This window comes from Anaerosporobacter sp. (assembly GCF_965301125.1).
In genome coordinates this window covers 23,622-28,803 of the sequence record NZ_CBDLAM010000028.1, presented here as the reverse complement: position 1 = coordinate 28,803, position 5,182 = coordinate 23,622, and the positions used below count along the sequence as shown (strand labels likewise).

Genomic DNA, 5,182 nt, shown 5'->3' with positions numbered 1-5,182 from the left:
CTTATATATGGATTCTTTGAGCAAAATATATATAGATAGTAATCCTCAAAATATTACATGTGGTAAACCATTGTTTACAAATAGTATATCAGTTGTAGTACCAGACGAGTATTATGAAGAATATATCGAGTTATTAAATGGAGTAACTGAATCTGGAAGTATAACAGTAATCAAAAAGAGCATGGATAATGTTGAGCCAGAGATAGAGAGTTGTTTTGTAGCTTTTGATACGCAAGGTGGTAATATTATTAATCCAATAACGGTTGCATCGGGAAGTGCTATTGTATTACCTCAACCAGTAAAACCAAATAATAAGTTTGATGGTTGGTATGAAGATTTACAGTTTACTAGGTTGTTTGAAAATGGAACAGTAATTAACAAAGATATCACATTATATGCTAAATGGATATACAATGGAAGTTATTCGTCTAATGAAGATTCATGGACTAATGATACAACTTCTTGGAATGATGTAACTAATGAGATAAAAAGTGCAGATAATGGTGAGATAGTTACAGTGAAGATGAATGGCACATCAATTCTTCCTAAGTCAGTACTTGAAGAAATAAAGGGGAAAGACATAAGCATCAGGTTAGAATTCATAAATTATACATGGAGTATTAATGGAAAGAATATTGCAGATAATTTGACTGACATTGATTTTTATGTACATCGATTAAAAGATTTCGAGATAGATGAAGAAATTGTTTCTAATAGTCATGGTTATGAAAACTTTAACGAAAAATTCATGCTAGATTTATCACATAATGGTGATTTTGGCTGTAGTCCTGTACTTAATGTAAGGGTTGGTGAGACTAACGCAACATACGCAAACTTGTATTATATAAATGAAGATACAAAGCAATTAGAATTTGAACAAAGTTCAAAGATTAATACAGACAATACTGTAGATTTCAATTTTAGTCATGCTTCTAAGTATGTAGTTATATTATCAGATACTCCTATAGAAAATCTCGATATTAAAGAGCCTACTATCATTAAAAAAGTAAAGACCTATACTAATAAAAAGGTAGATTTAAAAAATCGGATAGAAAACCTTGAAGAAGAAGCAACAGTTACTTATAAATCTAGCAATGATGCAATTGCCATAGTATCGAAAGATGGTATTATTAAGGCTAAAAAAAGTGGTACAGTAGTAATAACTATTAATATTAAGCAAAATACAAAAGAATATGAAATTTCAACTAAACTTCAAGTAAGCAAACCATATATCAAGATAGTGAAAAAACCATCTAGCAGTCTGAAGGTTGGAAAAACTTATACTTTGAGTTGTAAAGCATATGGGACAGGTAAAGCAATAACTTATTCTTCTTCAAATAAAAAAGTACTTACAATTAACAAAAATGGTAAGATTAAAGCTAAAAGGGCAGGAAAAGCAGTAATAACAATAAAATCGGGTAAATACGTAAAAAAAGTCACACTAAAAGTTAAATAGTAAAGAGACAGTAGGATATCATATGTTTATCCTACTGTTTTTTTGAGTAACTATGTACATTTAGTGCACTAAATGTGCCTAATTTGGGGACATAAAGGTGTACAATTTAGGGGAGATATATCAGTGTATATTTGCATAAAACATTAGGTTATAGTATCTATTAAGTGTATTTCGCACCAAATTTACAATAAAAATATCAGATTAATACATAAACAACCGATTGATTATGACTAAATTGGGAAGATTAGGCTTTAAAAGTGACAAAAAAGTGTATATTAAGAGGAATACTTATTAGATTACTCTTTAAACAATAGTTTTGATTTTAGTAGTAAACCACCCTTGTATAAGAGGTTTATAAATGATATAGTGTATTATAGTAACATGAAAGCCACTGATAATACAAAAAAAGTTTGTGGCTACCTACTAAAAAAATGACTAATGATTTATATAAAGAATCTAGTAAAATCAAGTGTTTTCGTGCCGTAACAACTTCAGACTTCATGACAGCAGAGAGTGCTGAACTTCCTTGGGAAGTGATTGGTAAAGTTACTTCTAGGATTGTTAATGAGGTTAAGGGGGTTAATAGGGTGTTTTATGATTGTACTGGGAAACCACCGGCTACTATTGAGTTTGAGTAGCATCCAAAAGTCTTGGAGAACGCTAAATAAGCGGTATCCGAGACTTTTCTTTTTAGGCTCTATGTCAAGTGTTGGGGTGCGAGGTGCGATGCACTCGCATCAATACTGGATGTAGAGCTGTTTTAATACTTAGGTCATGTTTGTATATTTTAGAACATGGCAAATAAACATCGTGCCAGTCGTTCTTTATTTAGTTATAAGAATGTAAAATACCTATACGTAATCGCTCAAAATTTTTGGCTCATATGAAATACGTTTGAATACTTTGATTTTATTGTTTAATCCCTCAATTGGACCATTGGTAATACCAATTTAAGTGTATTTGGGTTTATCTCCTTAAATGGTGATAGGTAATGTTTCGAAAATAAGTTGCCAAATGGGCCTGAGAGCGATCAGGAAGGATATCCATAATGTAACATTGCTTTGAATTTACAAGAATGCATTGATATTTAACAGCTTCATTACCTTTAAACTCATCAATGGAGATAGAATCCTTTAATGCTGGAAGGGAATAATGGATTGTATGGGGAGATAAATGAAATCTGCTAGAAACAGATAAAGAAAAAAGCACGAAGGAGATATTGTATATAGGACGACGAGGATATAAGAACCAAGAAAGAATTTCACCATCCGTTTGTCGGATGAGGAACGGGAGCAGGCGGAGTATGATTCCAAAGTTGATAATATGAAGCTTTTGGATTGTGTAAGATATCTGATTCGTCAGATTTTAGGCCTTTGCAATAATTACAATCAGATACGAAAACTGCCAATGCGTGCGGATTTGTATTTGATAGTACGATGAAGGTGGAAAATCATCTGATGGAACAGATAAAAGAAAAGCTGTAGGCGGTATTAACTGCCTGCCGGAATCTACCTATGTTCAGGTGAAGTCAACCAAGCAGATGTTTGGTAAGACTGGCGGTAGACAGGAATATCATTTTGTAATATCTTTAATGCCGGCTGAAGGTACGTCAGAGATTATGTATGATATAGCCATGCGGTTTATAGAGGAAGTATCTGGAGGATAGTATGAAGATCTGGTTGTAGTTCATACGGATAAAGACCATCTTCATGCCGTGTAGTTATCAACAGCGTGAAGATGGTAACAGGATATAAATTCCGGTATCGTAATGGAACACGGGGAGCAATATGAACTGTTTGATAAGATTTATAATGAATGTATGAAAGAATTAGAGCAGATGGAGAAACAAGTATTTTGAGAGAATTTTAGGAGATAGGAATGATGAGGGTTGCTCGGTGAGTGGCACCCAATATAAGAAGATAAAGTAGGTCGTTTGTTATGAAACAATAGACCAATAAATACCGCTAAATTATATTTAATGCATCAATTTTCGATTGAGAAAAAGGATGTTGTGTATTATAATGATTTATATTTGGGTAACTATGCTTATTTCAAGAAAACGGAGGAGAAATAATGCAGGAAATTAACAAAAATTTATAAAAATATAGAAGGTACAGCAGAATACTTAGGAGTAACGAAAGATACGATTAGAAGTTGGAAGAAAAATACAGACATTCCAGCTCATAAAGTGGGAGACCATGGAAGTTTAAGTTTTAGTAAGCAGATGAATGGGTGAAGAGTGCGCTGTAGGAGTACGGATTATAGGACTTGTTACAGAGTATTATTATACTGTTCAAAATATATATGGAAGTTGGTATAGTTTTGAAAAAATACCGACTCATTAGATAAGGAGTAATAACATGCCTATATTAGATTGGATTGGAAAAGATAAAGTGATAAATCATCATAATGATGTACCATATAGAGTTTTAGAACGAAAATATAGCTTTGATATGGAGGGAATGCATGAAGAAGATAACTATAGTGAGAATATGATTATTCATGGAGATAACTTAGAAGCATTGAAGGCGCTTCTTCCAAAATATGAAGGAAAAATAAAGTGTATATATATTGATCCACCTTATAATACTGGAAATGAGGGTTGGGTTTATGATGACAATGTTAATGACCCAAAGATAAAGAAATGGCTTGGTGAAGTTGTTGGTAAAGAGGGCGAGGACTTATCAAGGCATGATAAATGGCTTTGCATGATGTATCCAAGATTAAGGCTTCTGCAAAAATTATTACATCCTATGGGAACGTTAGCTATTAGCATTGGATATCATGAGATGCATAATTTAGTTGAATTATGCAGAGATATTTTTTCTACAAAACAAGTTGTGGTTTCGACTGTTCAGACATCAGGAGGAAAACCTTCTGGGGGATTTAATTATTTACATGAATATATTATTTTTATAGTTCCTTTGGATTTTTCACCAAATTCGCTTAGTTGGATTGGAGGCAACACACGTACACCATTTGAGGGACTAACACTAAGTACATTTGACAAAACCCAAAGACCAAATCAGGTATATCCTATATTTGTAAAAGTTACAGATGGAACATTAGCAGGTACAGGGGCTTCGTTACAGGAAAAAATAGATAAGGGTATTTATATAGGAGAAAAAGCAGATTATCAATATGATTATGATTGTGCACCGGAAGGTACAGTTGCTGTTTGGCCTGTTACAACAAAGGGAAAAGAATGTGTATGGAGACAAATACCAGAACGTTTACAAAAAGATTGGGAAAAAGGGTATATCAAGATTTCTCCAAACAAGAATAAGAATAATCGAAATTTATTCAGCATTCAATATCTACCTAGTGGTGTGATTAAAAAAATAGAAAAAGGTGAATTAGAAGTTATAGGTCATGAACAGGGGGGGCCAACATTATGTTTTGGTGCAAATGAAACAGTAGGTGGACAAATTCCGACTATATGGGCAGAAAAAGCGTTTTTTACTGTAAATGGAACGCAAGAATTAAAAAAAATATTTCCAGAAGTTGAAAAAATGTTTGATTATCCTAAACCTGTAGATTTAATACAGAATATTATTGAGGCATTATCACAACCAGGAGATATAGTTTTAGATTCATTCGGGGGATCGGGAACAACAGGTCATGCGGTACTGAATTCCAATAATGGTAAAATTAATAGAAAGTTCATTGTTATAGAGATGATGGATTATGCAAACAATTTAACTTCTGAACGATTTAAAAGGTTTA

General features: G+C 32.8%; 5 protein-coding genes and 2 pseudogenes. 5 read left to right on the top strand and 2 right to left on the bottom strand.

Annotated features, from left to right (window positions below; translation table 11 throughout):
* Both ACW2QF_RS05030 and ACW2QF_RS05025 read left to right on the top strand, forming a co-directional pair.
* Positions 1-1,456 (top strand): InlB B-repeat-containing protein (locus ACW2QF_RS05030; protein ID WP_455714898.1); only part of this gene is annotated, 1,456 nt, incomplete at its 5' end.
* Between the two features lie 410 nt (positions 1,457-1,866).
* Positions 1,867-2,094 carry a GMP synthase (glutamine-hydrolyzing) gene (locus ACW2QF_RS05025; protein WP_455714897.1) on the top strand — a complete coding sequence of 76 codons (228 nt, stop codon included), beginning with the start codon at positions 1,867-1,869 and terminating at the stop codon, positions 2,092-2,094.
* 213 nt (positions 2,095-2,307) lie between these two features.
* On the opposite strand, the gene ACW2QF_RS05020 is transcribed toward ACW2QF_RS05025, so the two are convergent.
* Positions 2,308-2,400: a transposase gene (locus ACW2QF_RS05020; RefSeq protein ID WP_455714900.1), complete on the bottom strand. Its 93-nt coding sequence runs from the start codon at positions 2,398-2,400 to the stop codon at positions 2,308-2,310.
* Positions 2,401-2,446: 46 nt separating this feature from the next.
* A pseudogene (locus ACW2QF_RS05015) lies at positions 2,447-2,617 on the bottom strand (transposase); the annotation flags it as partial.
* 307 nt (positions 2,618-2,924) lie between these two features.
* Here ACW2QF_RS05015 and ACW2QF_RS05010 point away from each other — a divergent pair.
* The 3 genes and pseudogenes from ACW2QF_RS05010 to ACW2QF_RS05000 all read left to right on the top strand — a co-directional run.
* Positions 2,925-3,122, top strand: a pseudogene (locus ACW2QF_RS05010) (relaxase/mobilization nuclease domain-containing protein); the annotation flags it as partial.
* Between the two features lie 426 nt (positions 3,123-3,548).
* Positions 3,549-3,692 carry an excisionase family DNA-binding protein gene (locus ACW2QF_RS05005; protein WP_455714899.1) on the top strand — a complete coding sequence of 48 codons (144 nt, stop codon included), beginning with the start codon at positions 3,549-3,551 and terminating at the stop codon, positions 3,690-3,692.
* Between the two features lie 124 nt (positions 3,693-3,816).
* The coding region (locus ACW2QF_RS05000; RefSeq protein ID WP_455714896.1) for a site-specific DNA-methyltransferase at positions 3,817-5,182 on the top strand (1,366 nt) is incomplete at its 3' end.